This window comes from Klebsiella africana, assembly GCF_020526085.1.
GTDB lineage: Bacteria > Pseudomonadota > Gammaproteobacteria > Enterobacterales > Enterobacteriaceae > Klebsiella > Klebsiella africana.
Window position 1 is genome coordinate 3,102,651 of record NZ_CP084874.1, and the last position, 18,584, is coordinate 3,121,234.

Sequence of the window (18,584 nt, forward strand, 5' to 3'; positions counted from 1 at the left end):
AACATGGCTAAAAAAACTAAAAACCTGTTCAAGCTGATGCAGCCGGTAGTTCGTAAAGACAGTGAGATCGGTCAGGTGGAAATCACCGGCGCCATCAGTCAGGCCGGATCGTTGCGCGGCCTGAATCTTATCCGCGTTGCCAATATGGATGCAGACTCAATTGCCACGCTGTTGACGCGGGTCACCGCGCCTGCGCTGACACAAAAAGAAATCAACGAAATGCACACTCTGGACTTTATCGGGCTGGCAGAGCTTCTGGTCCCTTTCTTGAATCCGCCGGAGCCTGGAGCGTCGAACGTGGCGGAGACGGAGAGCGAGTAATCACCGTTGCGTTTGACCAGATCGATGATCTGGTTGCTGATATTGCCGTTATTTTTAACTGGCCGCCCTCTGAAGTTTTCGGCATGGCTCTTGGCGAGGTGATAGCCTGGCGCAAGCGGGCGGCGCTTCGAAGTGGTGCCAGTGATGAAGAGTCTTGATATACGCGTTGCTTTCAGCGCTATCGACAGATTTACCCGCCCCGTTAATGCTGCCCGCCAGAGTGCGGGTGGCCTTTCCGACTCCCTCAGAAAAACACAATCCACCCTGAAAGGGCTCGATAAGAGCAGTGCCACTTTTCAGCGAATGACCGCGGCCGTCGGCAAAACCGATCGTTCCATCTCACGTGCCCGCGCCCGCTTTGATGGCTTGTCAGAAGCGCAACGTAAAAACGGGACGCTGACGGAAAAACAGCAAATACTGATGTCGCGACTGGGTGAGCGGCTTGATCGGTTGACCGCAAAACGTGTGACGGAAGTGGCCCGCCTCCGTGAGAGTGCATCAGCCCTGCGCCAGCATGGCGTCATGCTTTCCGGTAGTAGCGCCACCATCGGCAACGCTATACGCCGCACAGAACAATACAACCAATCCCTTGAACGGGAAAAACGGCAACTTGCTGCGGTCACTCAAGCTCGTAAACGTTACGAGGGGGCGCAGCAGATGGCCGGAAAGTTGCGCTCTGGCGGTGCTATAGCATTAGGTACAGCAACCGCTGTCGGGTACGGCGCCGGACGCTTCCTGTCGCCTGCGGTTGGTTTTGATGAGGAAATGTCAAACGTCCAGGCGCTGACGCGGCTCGATAAAAGCGATTCACAACTGGCCGCTCTGCGTTCCCAGGCAAAAAAACTCGGCGCTGAAACCGCCTTCACCACGCGCGACGCCGCCAGCGGCCAGGCCTTTCTGGCAATGGCGGGCTTTACGCCTGATGCTATCCGTGCCGCGCTGCCAGGCGTGCTCAATATGGCACTGGCGGGCAGCATGGAATTGGGTGAAACGGCAGACATCGGCTCAAATATTCTTTCACAGTTCGCCCTCGACGCCGGGGAAATGGACCGCGTCAGCGATGTGCTGACAGGCACATTTACCCGTACCAACACCACGCTTAGCAGCCTCGGCGAAACAATGAAAGTTGTCGGGCCGGTAGCGGCAGGACTTGGGATTAGCCTAGAAGAAGCCGCGGCGATGACCGGCACACTGGCGCGGGTGGGTATCCGTGGCAGCGAGGCCGGGACGGCAATGCGTCGCTCGCTCTCCCGACTGGCCTCCCCCACTACGGCAGCCAAAAAGGCACTCAAAGAGCTGGGAGTGGAGACTGCCGACGCAAGCGGAAAGATGCGACGTCCGTTCGATATTCTTCTCGATCTACAAAAACGCGTTTCCCGCTTTGGCGAGGTGGATCAGGTTTCATTTTTCAAAGATATCGCCGGAGAAGAGGGTTTTACGAGCCTCCAGTCTTTGGTCAACGGCGCAGGTGATGGCTACCTCCAGTCACTCTATGAACAAATTGCTGAAGCACATAAAAATCAGGAGGCGTTCGCCGTCGCTAACAAGAAAAAAGACAACCTTGGTGGCGATTTGAAGGAGCTGGACAGCGCGTGGGAGGCGTTCCGCATTTCTGTGGCGGAGACAGTAGACGGCCCATTGCGCAGACTGACACAGGGGCTTAGCCGGGCTATTGGCACTGTTCAAAGCTGGGTAGAAGAAAACCCCAGACTTTCACAAACGTTGTTACTCGCCGGCGGGACTGCACTGGCACTGACCGCAGTAATTGGTGGTATGTCATTAGCTGCTGGTCTGCTGATAGGTCCGCTGGCGAAGCTCAGACTTGGGTTTGCGCTTCTGTCCGGCGGGAGCGGAATCGGAGGTGCGGTATCAGCATTCCGCATGTTGAGTGCTGTGGGCAGCAGCTCACTGACAAAAATTAGCGGATGGGAGGCTTTACTCAGCGACCTGGCCGGACGCATCGGCGTATTAACCAGAATGATGGTACCACTGCGCGGTGCGTTACTTGGCTCCTTTACCTCTCCGGGGACGGCTATCAGCGCCCTGTCAAAAGGCGTTGGCGGGCTGGCACTGCGGCTAACCGGGATCCCTGCTCTGCTCGGTATTGTGAAAGGCGGAATTGCGGCGCTGAGTGGCGGCTTATCAATGCTATTGAGCCCAATCGGCTTAGTGGGTGCTGCGTTTGTAGCGGCTGGAGTACTGATCTGGAAATACTGGGGACCAATTAAGGCCTTCTTTAGCGGTTTTTTTACAGGCGTCATCCAGGGGTTCGCGCCAGTTTATAACGCATTTTCCCGGCTGGCGCCCGTTTTCGGGATCATTGGGGATGGCGTCAAAAACGTCTGGAACTGGTTTAAAAAAGTATTAACGCCCGTTGAGGAGAGTCGCGAGGCGCTAAACAAATGCGCCAGCGCCGGGCAGACTTTTGGCGAAGTCCTGGGGACCGCACTTAGCGTTCTGCTTTGGCCCCTTCAGAAGTTAATGGAAGGCGTCGGCTGGTTACTGGAGAAGCTCGATCTCATCCCCGATGGCATTGAAAGAGCCAGGCTGGAAGCGGCCAGACTCAGGGCTATTCCGGTTATGTGGGAATGGGATGAAAAATCCGGGCGCATGGTTAAAAGGGAGTGGCAATGGTCATCTGAAAAGCCTGCAAGCAAAGGCAGTGCCCCGCCGCCCAATGTGCTCGGGGGCAACTCTGGAACAGAGCGGCGGCTGGGCCAAATCGCGGATAACACTAAAGGCCTTTTAGATGAGGAAAAGCGAAAACGTATCGGGCCGGGTGACATTGTATTTAAAAATCTCCCCCCAGCCTTTGCAGTGCGTGGTGAATGGCAGGAATCGAGGCTTGTCCGCCAGTCTGTCAGCGCTCGCCCGGTTATCGCCGCTGGCGAACCATTGATAAAACAGACGCAAGCATGGCAACCGGTACGCCGAAATCAAAGCACCCACACGGCGGCTGCGGCTTCAGGTGGTAGTTTTCCCGGTGATATTCACGTCCATCTGCACGGCATTCAGAGCAGCAATCCGCGCGAACTGGCGCGACTTGTTGGCGAAGCGGTCCGCGCAGAAATTGACAAACAGCAACGCGCTGCCCGGGGTTCGTTCCGGGACCATGATTAACAGGAGTTATAGCTATGATGATGGTATTCGGGCTCTTTGTATTTGAACTCAGGACACTGCCCTATCAGCAATTGCAGCTGTCCCGTAACTGGCGGCACGTTAAAAATGATCGTGTGGGCCGTAGTGCAAAATGGCAGTACGTTGGTGCAGGCGAGAACCAACTGACGCTGGGTGGGTTGCTGTATCCTGAAATCACTGGCGGCAACCTGTCTTTGGGTGCAGTTTCAACGATGGCCTACACAGGGTTGGCCTGGCCGCTGATTGATGGCGTCGGGTCCATTTACGGGATGTATGTCATCACCGGGTTGCAGGAAACGCATCAGGAGTTTGATCGCTACGGTAAGGCGAAAAAAATTGAGTTCACGCTTTCGTTGCAGAGGGTTGATGAAGATATCAGGGAGCGGATGCAAAATACCTCTATCGAAGAAATGATAGCAACCCTAAAATATAATATTAAAATAGAGCCCAATAAAATTTAATGAACCATAAGAGGATTTTAAAGCCCTGAGCAAGAATAATGTAATTTATGCCAGCAGACTATACCGGCACGTTACATTTCAACTGCCGCATGATAAACAATGATTACCATTACTTAACAATAAGATCGAAACAAATGGTTATAACATTCCATTAGTTTATTGCTGTAGTTAATTTTCATTTATGTCCTCCATCAACTTCACTCTGACCCAATATATTTATATAGCTTAAAAAATCAGTATACACATCTCGACTACCTGTAGTCGTTGAAATAAAAAACCGTAAATACTTAAAAAATTCACCCGCATCATTTGACTTATCAAGCAAAAAGAGAATTTGCGGTATACTCATGAAAAGAGAATTATGAAATGGCACTCTCCCATCACCTAATTCCTTATTTTCAAAAGCAAGAACACCTAACTTTTCAGAGTATTCCCTCCATTTTTCTAATTTTTTATTTTCATTCTCATCTTCACTGCTAAATTTATTATTAATCGCGATAGTCAGGAGTCGTTGTAAGACAGTCTTATCCTGTAAGGCTCCAAAGTCTAGAAGACTAACTGAAATACGTATAACCCTTCTACCTTTTAAAGTTATCGAACTTTCAACATCATTATGTTTTAAATGTAAAAACTCACAATTATTTAAAACATTTTCAATACGCATTGCCTGATAATGCGATCTAAGAACGCTATCAGCGAGATCTGATAATATGTGACTTTCGTTCCCAGATTGGGCTTGCCGAGTCAAACCTTTCTTCTTCATTTCAAATATGTAGATGCAATCATCTGTCTCACACAACAAATCCACTTCAAGTTTGACATCCCCATTTAAGCGGTCACCATATGCTATTTCTATACCCTTTCCAACAAAAGCTTCTCGAAGAAAATTTTCAACAGCATAACCAAGTTCACTATCAATTTTATTTGACCACTTGCCATTAGGGAATGATATGAAATTACATATGGTATTGAGACACCCTAAAGAGGCAATACTTTTGGGATAAACTTTATACGCCTTTGAAGTTTTTATTACTGGTTTAAAAAAATGATTAATATCTGTACTTATAGGAGGGAATCGTAAATAGGCATTAACATGCTCAGATGGAAAGCTCAATACCTTATCTAGGATTAAAGTTACTTTATACTCCGGAATATTTGCCTTCTTAGCAATTTCCTTGGCATTTATATCACAAAACTTTTTATTTGATGCGCAAGAAATCAATGCCAATGAGATGCGAATTAAATCCTTCACCTTAATATTATGTGAAATATAACATGGTTCCTTAAATGTTAATTTGAGATATTTAATTAATGAAGCAGCATGAGAAGAATTTATTTGAGGAATTCCAACAAAGCTATCATAAAGCAAATTATTTCTAATAAAACTTATAAATGCATCGTCTCTGAGATACATAGCCTCAAATATGCTGTAAGGTTGAATTTCATATACAACAATTATATCAGAAACCAATAGCAATAGCTGATTAAATAAATTTGAGTTAGCATACCCATTAACTCCATTATATTTTGAAGCAATTGCCAAAAGATAACCAAAAGGAATTGCAGGTTTAATGCTATCTCCACCGAACGAAACATGGCGATATTCCATAAATCGGCCTGCAATTGGATTATACGTCCTTCCTAACCACTCAGCTAGTGTGTTTAAAAGTCTCTCCCCACCATATGCTTTACAAATTTCATCTATTTTATTTGTTATTAAAGAATGACTATTTTCAGCTATGTAAAAATGAAAATCTTTCTCCGTAAATTCAACTCCGAGACTTCGCAATCGAATGTAAGATAATGCAAAGTTATGATACTTATCCTCAACCCTATAATTTTTCACTTCAGAAAATTGATGGAAATGCTTTTTGTTTTTTATTATAAGAGAGACCAACCTCTCCCAATCCGTATAGACTGATGTAGTGTCAATATCATTTTCCCTTCGCCTTGCCACTTCTTGTATAACATACAAAACTGGTGTGTATTTTAAATAATCTAAGTTATTCTTGTGATGAAAAATTATTAATTTTTGTCGCAAATACTCAATAATGCCAAGTACTTTACGAGGCTCACTCATTAACATCCCAGCCTGTTTGTATACCTCTTCACATCCATTAAATTTATTTTCGCCATCAACTTCAGCAAACTTAAAACCCTTATTACACATATCAATGAAAGCATTAGCGTCCATAATTAACACCCCACCAAAACTAATGATAGATAAATAATATATAACATACAAAAAATACAGCAAGAAATTTTTATCGATAAATAGCCAATCACTCAAATAGCGCAAACTGCTTTCCATAATGAAAATACAATATAAAGTTTCGGTCCATTTGCCTGCGTTACTATTCGAACTAATCTCATTTTCTATGCAACACGTTTCCACATACACAATGAAACATACTCGTTTGTCACATCTATCGCTTTGTTTTGAGTTTGCGTCAGTCCCTGCGAATCTACATAAGTTCCCTCAGTAAGCGCCAGCGGTCCACTTTTCTGGTTATCTGTTCCATGTGTTGTGGTCGGATCCCACGTTGCCCCGGGGGACCTGTCACCCGATCGGTGCCAGTGCGGTGGCAGATTATCGGCTTCGAGTTTCACCTTGTTGCTGCCGCCGGTCACACCATACTGAGAACCAATCCTGACAACCCTGTCAGCAAATGTTTCGCTTAAATCAGCCCATGTCTGCCAGGGGAACCGCTCAGCCGGGCTTTGCTCACCTGAGATAACGATCCCAACGTAAAAAATAGCGTCAACAATTGCCCTGTAAGCCGCTCCGTCGCTATTGAGTCCCAGCGCCTTTAGGGCTTCGGATGTATCGCTCAGATCGGAAAGATTATTTTCTTTCTGAAGTGCGCCGGTGATGCGCGAGTCATCTCCCGCAGCTACCGTTCCCGCCTCGGTACCTACATTCCGTGTAGCTGAGTTCCCCAGCCCCATATTCTCCCGGGCCTCTTTGGTATCGTTTAAATCAGAAAGATTTTGCGCTCGCCGCAGATAGCGCTTATCGCCTGTTTCCTGCGTTATCGTGGCAAGCGCCGGATCGATAATGAGCTGCACATTTGAGCTGTGCGTCAGTGTCAGCACCAGCGTCAGAATGATCTCTTTGATGATGGAGTCCGATTGCGCCGGGAGATATGTCGCCGGGTATGTGCCGTAAGCGATGAGCGTACCCTTAGCGCTGACCAGCCCCGCTTCTCTGAGCGTTTTACCCGGATAATCCTGGCAATTGATAACGATCTGACCGCTGATAAACCCCTCATAGCTTGAATCAGAATCAAAGGTTTCACGGCCAAACTGTCCAAAAAGCGCCGTCACAGCCGCCAGCTCATCGGGATCGGTCGGCAATATCACGTCGCCACCATCGCCGATCAGTACAGCGGTAATATCCACAACCTCCCCCGCCTGATACGCGGCCTCGATTTCGGCGGCGCCCACCGTGGTTAGTGTCAGTCCCGTGGCCATTATGCCTCCTCACTTTTTGTTTCTGGCTCAATGCCGTACACGCTGGCAAGTCGATCATAAAAATCATCACTTACGGTCTTGCGGTCAGCATCGATATCGCCTTCATCAAGATAAATCACGCCAGCGATCTGAAGTCGGTTCAGGTGTTCCAGGAAAAACGCATCGGTCTGACAAAAGTCGATCAGGCTTTTTAATTGATTGAATGTTTTCATAATTTGTTCGTTATCCAGTTGCCGGGTAAATCGTCGTAATCGTCCAGACCTGCACAGGCATAAAACGCGTAATAGTGCGCGGTGACGTTCGGCACCTTACCCATAAATACCAGGCCTTTGCCGGTCAGTAATGCGCAGCTCCTGAATATTGCCGTTGTGGTGACAATCTCCGGGTAACTCGCAAGATTAAATATCGTGTTAACGTCGCTGCGTAATGACGCGCAGCCGTCAAACAGATACCCCACCGTCGTGACCGCCGTGGTGTTGAGTAATCCCGCCCCGACGATTTCCAGCGCACTACATTCCGAAAAGACATTCGTGAATACCGTGGCACTTATGCTGGCGGCAAAAAGACCGGCTGGCACTGAGCGCAGGTTTTTACAGCCCCTGAAAGTCTGGCCGTAAGAGGTCACCAGCGGGTTGCCGCTGAACAGGTTTTCCGGTATCTCCTCCACGCCGGTATTCTGGAACGTGGCGCCAAAAGAGGTAATAAGCGAACAGGACGCGAACAGCGTCGGGGGAATATTTATCAGTGAGGAGCAACCGTAGAACGTCGATCCGGCACTGGTCAGCAATGTGTTGTTTTTCAGTAAATCGCCGGGTAATACCGCCAGTGAGGTGCAGCCCGAGAATGTCAGCGTTAACGAAGTGAGATTGATGCAACCACCAAGCAGGCCGGATGGTAGCGCGATGAGTGCAGTACAATCCCGGAATGTCGATCCCATGCCTTTCAGGGACACCATGTCGCTGAATAGTTGTTTTGGCAGTCCAGCCAGCGCGGAGCACTTTTCGAACAAGAAATCGACGACTGTCACTTTGGCGCAACCGGCAAACATATCTCCCGCGAGAGAAACCAGAGAGCGGCAACCTGAAAACGTATAGCCCAGGCTGGTTAACGCGCTACATCCCCGAAATGCGCCGTTCCCCACAGAAACCAGCGAAGTACAGTTTACAAAAGCGTATGTGAATGTCGTTATCAGCGCTTTCTCAGCAAAAGCGTCAGCATCAATTTTCGTGAGCGATCCACAGTTAGCAAAAGCGTATGAGAAAGTGGTGACTTTCGCGCAGTCAGTAAAAGACGGGAGCGCCGTCAGGCTGCTGCACCCATAAAACGTACTGGCAAAGGTCGTCACCTCTACGCAGCCGCTGAAAATATCTTTCGCTACAGTTTCAAGAGAGCGGCAGCTGTAAAATGCAGAGGCGAATGTCTGCGCCTGGCTGCACCCGGCAAATAAACCCGCGCCGACCGTTTTCAGCGAACTGCAACCAGAAAAGACCGTGCCGAAATAGGTCACTTTCGACAGACCAGCAAACAGACCGGCAGGAACAGAAAGAAGCTGCGAACAGCCAGTGAATGCACCGCCAAAATGATTCGCTTCAGAACATGTTTTAAACAGGTTGGCGGGAATTGCCGTCAGTGCCGTGCAATTCTGGAATACGCCGGTGAATGCGCCGCCCGGAACATCCGCAAACATATCAGCAGGCAAGACAAGAAGATTTTTACACGCCCTGAAGCTATAAGAGAATGTCCCTGCTGAACCGCATCCTGTAAATATTCCCGTGCCGATATTTGCAAGCATTGAGCAACCATCAAACGCGTAACTGAAATTCACCGCAGATACACAGCTGTGGAACAGATTATTGCCGATACTGATCAGGCCGGTGCAGCCTGCAAATACCGATGAGAAGTCGATCGCATCGGGCTGGTTTGCAAATAGCCCCGATGGAACCTCAGTAAGCGATGTACACCCTCTGAATGCGTCTGAAAAATCCTCTATCTTCATGCGAGAAAACAACGATGCCGGAATACCTGTAAGCGACGAGCAGTTGGTAAAAATATTTTTGCAGTTATTCACGTTTGGCAAATCGTCAAATGCTCCGGGACGAATAGCCATTAATCCGGTGGTATCCAAAGCGAACCCTGAAAGATGACCTCTTTCCCCTGTAACACTAATCAATTCCACAACAGGGTTCAGTTTCGAAGAATAGTTAGATAAACGGCTGCGCAGACAGGCGGTTTCCGTGTTCTTAACCGTGATGGTGTATTCCTTTCCCTGTACTAATTCACGTGTAGGAATAACCCAACCTGAAGCTTCACCGGCGGGATCGAAACGGTAGTCCCGGCTGTCAATGCCGTCGCCATAGTCAACCGTGAAACCCTCGTCCATATGAGCAAAGAATATTGGCCTAGTTGCACTGTCGATGCGGGTAATGAACTTCATTACCGCGACCACTTTTATGCTGATCACCGCACTGACGCCATTAGTCGTCGTAACGGTGACCGAACAGGTACCTCGCTTCATGCCCGTAACCAGAATATCGCCGTTTACTATCCGGGCGGTCGCGATTGTTTGATCCGATGTAGTTACCGTAAAGGTTTTATCTTCCGCGTATTCGGGGAGAATTGTCACCGTGACCGTTTCCGCGTCCCCGGGGGCCAGATTCAGCTCGTAGCGGGATAAAACCACCTGCAACGGGACAAAGCGCGGCGTGATTTTCTCCGTGGCGTACATGTAACCGGCCGCATACGAGGTTCCCTGAAGTCGGCCAAATACATGAACGGAAAACCAGCTGCGCAGGTTCCTGGCGCGCAGCACCGCCAGTTTTAGATCCTGCTGGTCGTATTCCGTCACCGGCAAATCGTTCTGATACACGTTCAGGCGAAAGGTATACGGATCCCCTTTCGGGTTCTGATTGAACCATTCAACAATATCCGTCCCGAAAGGACTGTCCACCAGGGCATGACGGACGGCGGCGACCGTACCACGATGGCGGTGGATGTAGTGGGCACGCTTGATCGCATCGCGTTTCTTTTGTTCTGACCAGTTAATATTCCAGGTATCAACCTGATATTCCCACGCCAGCCACGGCAGCAGCGCCAGCGGGCAACTGTCCGGATCTTTAACCCAACGAATCAGATATACAGGCAATCTTTCCAGCGCTGCGGCGCTGGCTCTGTCGATGGCCCGCTCCACGGCGGTGGCGTTGGGGGGCAGAATGCTGGCGGGATAATTAGCGGTCATGGTCCATCACCACAAGATTGATTTTCACAGAGGTGCAATGAGGCGCTTCGCCCATCGTCGCAACGACGTCGGCGGCCGGTGAATGCAAATCGACGGTAACAACGCCGTCCTGATGCAGCGCCCCGTCTATGCCCGACCGTGCAGCTGTGGCGTTGATGAGATGCACAGAGGCGGTGTATTCGTTCAGTGATGCGGTGGCTTTTTCCAGCACCGTGGCGGTGTCCACGCCGTAAGGGACGTAAATGTCAGCAACCACCTGATAATTCACAATCACTGCGGAGCGGACATAATCAGCCACATAATCCGTAATCGGACGCACGTCTTCCGGGTTTACCGCTGACAGGACTTTATCAAGCAGCGCCTGCGGGGCAGTCCCATCTCCGGTACGTGACAGCACGTAGAGAAAAACGCGTCCTTCCTGGTTATGGGTTTCAGGGCCATAGGCGCGCACATCGAGCACATCCGCATCCGCACCTCGCGCAAAATAGTGATAGGCATTTCTGGCGCCCGCCGTGCTCAGGCGAGCCCATGAGAGCAGCGTGCGGCCACGCAGCTCTTCGTCGCTTTCATATACTGCGTCAGCCTCGTCGGTGGCTTCGGTAATCAGCAGGCGTTCAGTGTCAAAATTCCCAGCGACCTGATCGAGATCCGCCCCCAGGGCGCTCGAAAGCAGCACTGCGCGCACTGCTTCATTGATACGTTGCAGCAGATGGATCTCGCGATAGGTGAATGCCTGGGCCAGTGCCGCCATCGGTTCAGATTCCAGCAGCAGCGCAGCAGACACAGAAGCCTGAAGTTCCACAGGCATGGCCGCCACGATAAGCGCCCGGATATCAGCCAGCGCCGTTTCAAAATCCGGCACCTCGACGATATCAGGTTGTGGGATCTGAGATAAATCGACGGACGTTTGCACACTAGCTCCTTAACCTGATGGTGTTGCTGGTTTCTGTCATGGTTTCCGTGATAGTACCGGCCAGTTCAGCAGTCACCGCGCCTGTTTCTGAAAACACCACATTGACGGTGGTCAGACTGATCCGCGGCTCCCACTGCGCCAGCGCAATAGCGGTGGCGCCCATCAGTTGCATGCGGGTGACGGTGTTCTGTGGCGCATCGAGTAAATCAGGTACCACACTGCCAAAGTCCCGGCGCATCACACGGGAGCCTGTTGGCGTGGTGAGGATTTTTGTCACGGACTGCCAGAGCTGATCGTGATCGGTCAGCGCGCCGGTGCCCTCCGGGTTCATCCCGGTATAACTGGCTGTCATTGCGGACCTCCCGTGGTACTCCCGCCAGACTGCACGCCACCGTGTTTATGTTCATGTGCGGTGATCCCGTTTGACTGCAACACGCCGCCGGAATGGAACACATCACCGGCCATCGTGCCGCCGTGGGTCAGTTCGAAAGTGCGCGTTTTGAGGTGTTCCGTGCATTCCACCTCCGGTGTGTCCAGCGTGACGCGGGTCTCTGCCTGGATATGCGCGGTTTTAATACCGGTCACGGACAGTGCTCCGGCATCGGCGGCGGCGTCGTAATGCAGGCGCGCGCCATCCGGTGCGGTGATGCTGATTTCCAGCAGGTTGCTGCCCGTTGGCGGATTATCTGCGCTGTATGCAGAGCCAATCACAAACGCGTTTTCAGGGTTGCCGCCCGGACAACCGATCCAGACCTGCTCCCCTATCGAGGGCGGCAGCCAGATGCTGAATGCCCCTGCGCGGGTGACGTTCCAGCGGATCCAGGTGGTCAGCAACCTGCCGGAGCGAACGCGCACCGCTTTCTTGTCGGCGCTGATTTGTTCCACGACGCCCAGGCGCAGAATGTTTTCCAGCAGGCGCATCAGCTCAGCATTCATGACGCACCGCCCAGACTGCTGATAACGGCGTTTTCCGTAGCGCTCAGGTCTGCCGGAGTTATGCCCAGTAGTTCACGCGCCGGGTACTGCGCGTAAGCGCCCGGACCAACCTCGTCTTTGAGGCCGTACTGGTGAATACGGGCAATGCGCGCAGCGATGCCGTCAAATCCTACGGTGACGCCGCCCGCGTCCGGCCTGAGCTTCATAAAACGCAGGGTGCGCAGGCGGGTAAACATCGGTGCTTTTTTTGTCTCTGAATGCGTAGCTGATTGCGTTTTGATTTCCAGATACCGCTCGATATCGGCCCGGTAGAAGGTGCGGATATCCCGGCGCTTCTCGTCAAAACCCGTGATTGTCCGGCCATATTTACCGCGCCCGCCGCGCCAGTTTTTCAGCGCCCGCACCTCGTTATTCCAGAAGAACTTGATCCCCTGCTGGGTGCGGTAAACCTTACGGCGGCGCACGGCATAGCCGCTGCCGTCCGGGTTTTTCTGTAACGCGATACGGCGCTGCTGACTGCGACGCAGTGCCAGACCAATTTTGCGCGCGGTACGGGTGCGTCCCGCCGGGCTGACGCCGTCGAGGATGTCCTGAAAGACCTGATCCAGCTCGCTGAATATGCGATCGCTCACGCTCCGCCCTCCTGAAGCATGCCTTCAAATACCAGCCCCCAGCCTGCGGCGTGAGGGGCCAGCACGCGCGGTCGAGGCTCCGGCAAATGCTCGGCGCACGGCACGCCTTTTTCATCCAGTTGCACCAGTACCCGCTGATGTACCGGCAGCTCAAACATCAGATCGGCGGTGTCATCGTTGTTAATCAGTGTGGTGAATTTAATCTGCTGGTTTTTATCGGGGTTCAGCAGTAGATCGGGCTGATTAAACCAGAGCCAGGCCATCAGCGGCAGAGTGAAGTCGTCAATGCTCCCTGCGTAGTTCATGACGAACAGCACCAGAGAATAGCGATACATGAACGACGGCGTTTCACCGGTAGTTTCAATGCCACCCTCTTCAACAAACACCGTCCAGGCTTCCGGGTTCGCCCGGCACCAGGTATTTGCTTTCTCTATGGCGGCGCGGAGTGTGTTTATCTTCAGCATTTATGGCTCCTTTCGGGTGTTCTGGCGCAGACTGTCCCACTGGCGGATTGCCGCTTTGTCAGCATTGCATGCATCAAGCGCATCCATCAGCCTGTCGCTGAATATCGCCACCGCGCCCCAGGTCACTGGCTTATCCAGCGCCGGGCGTGGTGTCTCTTCGGTCAGGCTCTCCGGGACGGGTTCACGGACCAGTTGAATGATCGGCGCGGGCGGTGCGTTTTTGCAGGCTGCGGCTGACAGCGTCAGGCACAGGAGTAACAGCGCACGTGTCACCATTGAACGCGGTCTGCATTGCTTCACGTCGGCGCTCCCCTTCTGCATTACGCTGTTGCTCACGGACTTTTACCTCTGCCAGTAACTTATGGGTCTGTATGGCGGTCGCCTTCACTTCCTGAATAACCTGGTCGTAACCGGTCGCCGTTTCGGTCAGCAGCTTGTTGCGGGTCCGGGCCTCGCTAAGCTGGTCGGTCTGCCACAAGACAGCGGCCAACAGGACAAGCATTACAATCACACTGCCCGCCCTCATGACGGCGTACTCAGGCCCAGCAGGCACCAGGCTTTAAAGTCATTGCGCCGGTTAACCAGCCCGGCGGAGCGCTTACCGCCCACATTGACGAAATCAGTCAGCCTGTTGCACATCTGCGGCCATTGTCTGGCCTGGGCATGCTTCCAGATCGTGGTCCTCTGCTTGCGTCCGTTTTTGTCGGTGAACCACATCAGCCCGGTGCAGCCCAGATTCAGGGCAGCATCCGTCATAGCCTCAAAGGTGAGTTGCGGCATGTAGGCGCCGTGAAAATTGTTATTAATACAGTTTTCTGCCCGTTGCAGATCATTGATCCAGCGTCGCGCTATTTCCTGGTTGCTGTATTCGCGGTTTTCTACGCCGCCCGTGGAGCCGATACCAATGGTCAGAGCACCCGCCGTGCAGTAATAAGGCGTGCTGCGGCAGTCTTCCCAACCTGCAATTTTCTGCTGCCCTTCTTTCGACGTTCTGACGCTCCCGGGCGCCAGCGAAATGCCCAGAGCCACAATCACCGCAATCGAACATTTTTTGATGATGTTCTTCATGCAGGTTTGTCTCCGTGCAGTTGCTCCAGCAGCTGCCGCTCGCGGTCCGACAGGTTGCGAGTTTCCGCCTGGCGGAGAATCTGCTCGATCAAATCGTTACGGCGCTGGCTGGCCTGCTCAATGCGGCGGCGGTGAATCGCCAGCCGGACGGCGGAAACAATCCCCAGAAGAAGTCCAGCCAGCGCCAGCTTTTCGCTGACGGTCATCACGCCCACGCCGGTCACCAGGGCGGATGTTGCAAACGCAAAATATTCGTTAATACGATCCAGAGTCATTCCCATAACTGGACGGTTACCCGTTCCACCTCGCTGGTTATCACGGGCATTTCGATCTCCTGCCCGGCATTCAAAAATATCTGGTTGCTCAGTCCCGGATTGGCTTCGAGCACCTTCTCCGTGACACCTGCGGTTTTGCCGTAATGACGCCAGCAGAGCTGATCAACCGTGTCGTTTTGCAACGCCCTGACTTTCATCAGAACAGCTCCGCATAGATACGGGCTTCTTCCCGAATGTCAGCGATACTCCAGCGTCCGTCCCGCCAGAGATCATCTATTTGCCTGTCCAGGGCTTCGGCGTCTTTGTCACCTTTTGGCGTGGTGCCAACATCCCTGTAACCCTCCAGAACACTGGCGCGCGTGAAGGAGTAGACCGCACGTCGGAAGCGATAAACTTTTGCGCTTTCGCCGTTAATCTGCTCGACAGGTTCACCGGCGGAAGTCAGCAGTACAGAAGCCAGTGACTCCGCGCCTTCCGCTTCCCTTTGCTTGCGCCAGTCCTTCAATTGATCCGCGACATGCAGCGCGGCCTCCGTTGCCATATGCATTAATCGGGATGTTGTAATGTCACCGGCGATGCGGGCAGCCAGGCGCAGATCGTGGAGTTTTACCGTCGGCCAGAAAGTGCCGATGGCAATCTGTGCGCCGCCGTCGTCCACGTCTGTCACATCACTTTCAGCAGGTCTGACGGGGCGCTGTGCGATAAAACTCATCGTCGTTTCTCCGGTAGGTCAGGCGGTGGGCGTCCGGTAAAAAGACCGCATTACGGGCAGATCGCCGGGCGCGCCGCCTGTGGCGCGGGGCCAGTTCATTACGCTTTGGCGTTTACTTTGTGGCGGTTTTCGTTGTCTTTTTTGCCGCCGTTTTGCGGGTGGCTTTTTGAGTGCCGGCCGCCGTTTTCGTCTGCTTGCGCGTTCGTGTTGCTTTTTCTGTTGCGGGTGTTTCGGTTGCTGCTGTGTCGCTGGATGAAATCTCATCTTTCGCATCACCACTTGCCGCGCTGGTCTGCGGCGCCTTTTTCAAAGCGCTGACCAGAGAAGCGATCTCCCGTTTCACACCGGCACCAGGGTTCAGGCTCATGGCTTCCCGGAAGAGTTTCAGCGCTTCGCCTTTGGTTTCCGCGTCTTCCGTGTCGCGACGGCAAAACGCCCTCACCTTGCACAGCTTCGCGCGGACCTCATCCGGCATATCACTGTCAGCCACAATTTCGGCCAGCTCGTCCAGCATGGGGATATAGCCTGACAAATCGGCTCCGGCGTCCGTGGTGGCGAGGTTCAGAATGGGATTGCAGATTTCCTCGGCCAGTACCGTGGGTGCCGGGCGGCGATAGTTGTCATCCGGCATGCTCAGGCCATGCTTAACGACATAGCGCCCGATACGCAGCGCCAGCGCATAGTCGGAGCAGTCCACCGCCCACACCATCAGCGTGGGGATGACCGGATCCGCGCGCCCGCTGTCGCCCTCGATCGTGCCGTCAATCCATCCCTGAAACTCAGGAAGGATGCTGGCCTTTACAGCGGCCTTCGCCTGGCGGGACTGGATTTGGCTTAGCGAAGATTTATGCATATGCAGGCGAAAGAGGATCTGCTCATGCGCGGTGCGCGTCTCCGCGTCACGCTCATCACTGATGCCCCGCCTCTCTGCCATGACCTTCTGAAAGTGTCTTTGTGCCGGTGTCAGCATGGGTTCATTCTCCTGGGCGGGCTTGCTGCCCGCCATGTGATGGGGATTATCAGGCGAATGTCACGCCGTCGATCATGGCAATCATGCCGTACTCTTCAATGACATAGTCATCATTGCTGGACTGGTAAGTCGCCACGCGGTTGTATTGCGGCTCTTCCCGGATAGAGCGACGCAGGGAGCCTTTCTGGTAGTACACAGAGAGGTTTTTCAGGTTGGTGATGAGCACGACATCTTCAGGAATGCCCGGGACAAAGACCGTCGGCAGGCCGCCGATCTTTTCCTGGCTGACAATGAGCTGCGCGGCCAGTAGTTCGGTATTCGGATTGGTCTGGCTGAGCGCGTTCACTTTCGGCAGGTTCACTTTCAGCAGCAGATCGGACGAGAGCACAGTCACCAGACCGGGAGCGCGGCGGAACCAGGGATCCATAAGGCTGTGGCGTGCATCGAGCACGGCGGCATCAATATTGCCGTAGGTGCCTGACGCAATTACCGCGTTATTCTCATCACGGGAAGTCAGCGTGATACCTGGCATAATGCGCTGCGGCGCCTCATTGCGGATCTTTTGCAGCCAGCCAACGCCGCAATCCTGCAATAACGGATAGGTCGTGCGGTCGGAGTTTTCAGAGTAATGCGTGCCATTAAAGCCAATCATCTGGCGATCCAGCCCCAGCTGACGGGCCATCGCATTACTGATTAATGACTGAAATTCAGGGTGACCGGCCCACGCGTCCAGCTCCGCATACGAAAGCGCATAGTCATAGTTGGTTTTGCGGCAGTGGTAGTTCTGCGGCTCTTTGTTATGGTTCGGTGCAGGGTTACGGCGGTTGGTGCCGTCCGAGCTGTTATTGGTGCTCGCCATCGGTCCCTTACTGCCAATTTTTACTTTCTGCCCTTCCTGCTCTTTAACCCCAAAGTGGTTAACCAGCTTCATGAAGTCATCCGACTCCATGGCGGCCTGTTCCAGTTTTTGCTGGATAGTCGGATCGACGCTGAAACGATTGGCAACGGCTGAGGGTGAGACACCGTTCAGATGTGCCTGGCGCACAATGTACTTATCAAATAGTTCGCGGGTCTGGTTTTCCATGGTTACCTCTTAGAAGTCTGCAAGCTGCACGCTGCTGTTGCCGGTTGCCGCCGGTCGTGCGCTGTAATTTTCTGCGGGCTGGAGCTGAAGCTGACCGCGCAGCTCGTTAAGTTCGCTGGTCAGTTGCTGAATGGTGGCTTTATCCTGTTGGCGGTCCTGTTCCAGGGCACTGAACCGGTCAATCTGGTCTGCCTGAGATTGAGCAACGGCTTCAACAACCTGATGCAACTGACTGAACCGCTGATCGTCGGTTTTCTGGCCTTTACCAAGGATGCCCATCACGCGGTTGAACCAGTTGACGCCCTCCTCGCTGCGATGAGCGGCCAGTTCGATCACTTCAGCTTCAAGCGCATCAGAGAACAGCGGCGCCTCGATCTGCTGGTTATTGAAGGCCATCACCTGCGCGCGCTGCTGCGCAGCAAATTTAAGGCGCTCAGTCCCCAGACTTGCCGGGGTGTCCGTCATCGCCAGGCCGACCACATACGCCTTACCGTTAAGGGCAAACTGCGGATGCAGCTCAATACTGGAATAGATTTTTTTTCCTTCATCGGTGAGCTGCTTCATTCGTGCCGAAGCGTCGATCTCGGCATAGAGCGCCGTACGACCGGCCAGCGGCCCTTCGGTGATATCCTCCGCGCTTAAAGCAACAACATCCCCCATGGCGCCAAAATTGCTGTCAGGAAGCATGGAGAGATAGTGCTCCACGTTCACGCGGGCGCCGTAAACGGCCGGGTTGTAGCTCGCCGCCGCATCGCGGAGGTGCTGCGGCTGGATCTCGCGCCCGTCAACGGTGGCGCCGGAAACCGCAACGCGAAACTTTTTGCGGGCGGGTTTAGTCGTGCTGGCCATGTCGTTTTATCCTGTTGATTAATGTCAGTCGCTGCATCATCGCAGAGCCTGA

At 52.7% G+C, this 18,584-nt stretch carries 22 protein-coding genes; 4 read left to right on the forward strand and 18 right to left on the reverse strand.

Going from position 1 to position 18,584, the window contains the following annotated elements:
- Window positions 1-3 precede the first annotated feature (3 nt).
- From LGL98_RS15165 to LGL98_RS15180, 4 genes are read left to right on the forward strand one after another with little or no spacing between them, the layout of a single operon-like run.
- Entirely contained in the window at window positions 4-321 is a 318-nt protein-coding gene (locus tag LGL98_RS15165) for a hypothetical protein (protein ID WP_047670696.1), read from the forward strand.
- Window positions 321-479, forward strand: coding sequence for a GpE family phage tail protein (locus LGL98_RS15170; RefSeq protein WP_071839164.1), 159 nt, complete (start codon window positions 321-323; stop codon window positions 477-479). The genes LGL98_RS15165 and LGL98_RS15170 overlap by 1 nt, the downstream gene beginning before the upstream one ends.
- Window positions 466-3,441 carry a phage tail tape measure protein gene (locus LGL98_RS15175; protein WP_136035034.1) on the forward strand — a complete coding sequence of 992 codons (2,976 nt, stop codon included), beginning with the start codon at window positions 466-468 and terminating at the stop codon, window positions 3,439-3,441. The genes LGL98_RS15170 and LGL98_RS15175 overlap by 14 nt, the downstream gene beginning before the upstream one ends.
- A gap of 14 nt (window positions 3,442-3,455) precedes the next feature.
- A complete protein-coding gene (locus LGL98_RS15180) occupies window positions 3,456-3,920 on the forward strand; it encodes a phage tail protein (protein ID WP_136035036.1) in 465 nt (154 codons plus the stop codon).
- 175 nt (window positions 3,921-4,095) lie between these two features.
- Here LGL98_RS15180 and LGL98_RS15185 read toward each other — a convergent pair whose 3' ends face one another.
- The 18 genes from LGL98_RS15185 to LGL98_RS15265 form a co-directional block, all read right to left on the reverse strand.
- Window positions 4,096-6,231, reverse strand: a complete 2,136-nt coding sequence (locus tag LGL98_RS15185) for a hypothetical protein (protein ID WP_136035038.1) — start codon at window positions 6,229-6,231, stop codon at window positions 4,096-4,098.
- 65 nt (window positions 6,232-6,296) lie between these two features.
- A complete protein-coding gene (locus tag LGL98_RS15190; protein WP_117101057.1) occupies window positions 6,297-7,394 on the reverse strand; it encodes a phage tail-collar fiber domain-containing protein in 1,098 nt (365 codons plus the stop codon).
- Window positions 7,394-7,606 (reverse strand): hypothetical protein, encoded by a 213-nt coding sequence (locus LGL98_RS15195; protein ID WP_065520901.1) that lies wholly within the window; start codon window positions 7,604-7,606, stop codon window positions 7,394-7,396. The genes LGL98_RS15190 and LGL98_RS15195 overlap by 1 nt, the downstream gene beginning before the upstream one ends.
- Window positions 7,603-10,629, reverse strand: a complete 3,027-nt coding sequence (locus LGL98_RS15200) for a phage tail protein I (protein WP_136035040.1) — start codon at window positions 10,627-10,629, stop codon at window positions 7,603-7,605. Before LGL98_RS15200 ends, LGL98_RS15195 begins: the two co-directional genes overlap by 4 nt.
- Entirely contained in the window at window positions 10,619-11,542 is a 924-nt protein-coding gene (locus tag LGL98_RS15205; RefSeq protein ID WP_136035042.1) for a baseplate assembly protein, read from the reverse strand. The genes LGL98_RS15200 and LGL98_RS15205 overlap by 11 nt, the downstream gene beginning before the upstream one ends.
- Window position 11,543: 1 nt before the next feature.
- Entirely contained in the window at window positions 11,544-11,894 is a 351-nt protein-coding gene (locus LGL98_RS15210; protein WP_071556700.1) for a GPW/gp25 family protein, read from the reverse strand.
- Window positions 11,891-12,478, reverse strand: coding sequence for a phage baseplate assembly protein V (locus tag LGL98_RS15215; RefSeq protein WP_136035043.1), 588 nt, complete (start codon window positions 12,476-12,478; stop codon window positions 11,891-11,893). The genes LGL98_RS15210 and LGL98_RS15215 overlap by 4 nt, the downstream gene beginning before the upstream one ends.
- Entirely contained in the window at window positions 12,475-13,110 is a 636-nt protein-coding gene (locus LGL98_RS15220) for a phage virion morphogenesis protein (protein WP_136035047.1), read from the reverse strand. The genes LGL98_RS15215 and LGL98_RS15220 overlap by 4 nt, the downstream gene beginning before the upstream one ends.
- The gene (locus LGL98_RS15225) at window positions 13,107-13,574 is read right to left on the reverse strand and encodes a phage tail protein (RefSeq protein WP_068815144.1); all 468 of its coding nucleotides are present in this window, start codon (window positions 13,572-13,574) and stop codon (window positions 13,107-13,109) included. Before LGL98_RS15225 ends, LGL98_RS15220 begins: the two co-directional genes overlap by 4 nt.
- Window positions 13,575-13,850 carry an Rz1-like lysis system protein LysC gene (gene lysC, locus LGL98_RS15230; RefSeq protein ID WP_050594805.1) on the reverse strand — a complete coding sequence of 92 codons (276 nt, stop codon included), beginning with the start codon at window positions 13,848-13,850 and terminating at the stop codon, window positions 13,575-13,577.
- A complete protein-coding gene (locus LGL98_RS26450; RefSeq protein WP_491700525.1) occupies window positions 13,756-14,100 on the reverse strand; it encodes a DUF2570 family protein in 345 nt (114 codons plus the stop codon). The genes lysC and LGL98_RS26450 overlap by 95 nt, the downstream gene beginning before the upstream one ends.
- Window positions 14,097-14,642 (reverse strand): lysozyme, encoded by a 546-nt coding sequence (locus LGL98_RS15235; RefSeq protein WP_136035049.1) that lies wholly within the window; start codon window positions 14,640-14,642, stop codon window positions 14,097-14,099. Before LGL98_RS15235 ends, LGL98_RS26450 begins: the two co-directional genes overlap by 4 nt.
- Window positions 14,639-14,923, reverse strand: coding sequence for a hypothetical protein (locus tag LGL98_RS15240; RefSeq protein ID WP_004213110.1), 285 nt, complete (start codon window positions 14,921-14,923; stop codon window positions 14,639-14,641). Before LGL98_RS15240 ends, LGL98_RS15235 begins: the two co-directional genes overlap by 4 nt.
- Window positions 14,914-15,114 carry a tail protein X gene (locus LGL98_RS15245; protein ID WP_004131559.1) on the reverse strand — a complete coding sequence of 67 codons (201 nt, stop codon included), beginning with the start codon at window positions 15,112-15,114 and terminating at the stop codon, window positions 14,914-14,916. The genes LGL98_RS15240 and LGL98_RS15245 overlap by 10 nt, the downstream gene beginning before the upstream one ends.
- Entirely contained in the window at window positions 15,114-15,629 is a 516-nt protein-coding gene (locus LGL98_RS15250; RefSeq protein WP_023339940.1) for a head completion/stabilization protein, read from the reverse strand. The genes LGL98_RS15245 and LGL98_RS15250 overlap by 1 nt, the downstream gene beginning before the upstream one ends.
- Window positions 15,630-15,741: 112 nt before the next feature.
- The gene (gpM, locus tag LGL98_RS15255) at window positions 15,742-16,599 is read right to left on the reverse strand and encodes a phage terminase small subunit (RefSeq protein ID WP_136035051.1); all 858 of its coding nucleotides are present in this window, start codon (window positions 16,597-16,599) and stop codon (window positions 15,742-15,744) included.
- A 49-nt stretch (window positions 16,600-16,648) separates the two neighbouring features.
- Window positions 16,649-17,683, reverse strand: coding sequence for a phage major capsid protein, P2 family (locus LGL98_RS15260; protein WP_023328071.1), 1,035 nt, complete (start codon window positions 17,681-17,683; stop codon window positions 16,649-16,651).
- Window positions 17,684-17,692: 9 nt separating this feature from the next.
- A complete protein-coding gene (locus LGL98_RS15265) occupies window positions 17,693-18,532 on the reverse strand; it encodes a GPO family capsid scaffolding protein (protein ID WP_040181436.1) in 840 nt (279 codons plus the stop codon).
- Between the last annotated feature and the right edge of the window lie 52 nt (window positions 18,533-18,584).